The sequence below is a fragment of the Vibrio sp. 1402 genome (assembly GCF_033340275.1).
On record NZ_JAWOWE010000421.1, the window covers coordinates 1 to 612 of the forward strand.

Sequence of the window (612 nt, forward strand, 5' to 3'; positions counted from 1 at the left end):
GATGTCGAACGTGGCAGAGAATCAGCTCAGCGAGCGCGTGCATCCGTATCCTGCCAATATGCTTGATAAAGCCCAAACATTGCCTGATCATGCCGATATTTGGTGGATGAGCCAGTTCTTAGATTGTTTCTCTCCAATTGAAATTTTAAATATTTTGAAGAAAGTGAAGGCGCAGTTGAGCGCGGGCGATACCGTTTACGTTCTCGAACTGTTTTGGGATGCGCAGAAATACGCGGGCGCGTCGTACAGCTTAAATGCTACCTCGCTTTACTTTACCTGCCTAGCCAATGGTAATAGCCGTTTCTACCGTAGTGATGATTTCCTAGAAATTGTTGAAGCAGCAGGTCTCTCTGTTGTGGAAAGAACGGACAACATTGGCCTCGGACATACCTTATTAAAACTCCAAGCAAGCTAGTATAAAGAATGAAAACAGAGCACAAGCAAGTTGTCGTCGTTGGCGCAGGTCCTTCGGGTTCCACCGTTTCTGCGTTGCTAAAATCTCGTGGTATTGATGTTGTCGTGATCGAAAAAGCGACGTTCCCTCGTTTCTCAATTGGCGAAAGCTTACTTCCAGCTTGTATGGAGGTGGTTGAACTTGCCGGAATGACAGAG

The 612-nt window shown here is 46.4% G+C and carries 1 protein-coding gene and 1 pseudogene; both read left to right on the forward strand.

Annotated elements, in window-relative coordinates; all coding sequences use genetic code 11:
• Positions 1–415, forward strand: a pseudogene (locus R7044_RS26440) (SAM-dependent methyltransferase); the annotation flags it as partial.
• An 8-nt stretch (positions 416–423) separates the two neighbouring features.
• Positions 424–612, forward strand: a 189-nt coding sequence (locus R7044_RS26445) for an NAD(P)/FAD-dependent oxidoreductase (RefSeq protein WP_225456142.1), incomplete at its 3' end; no start/stop codon positions are given.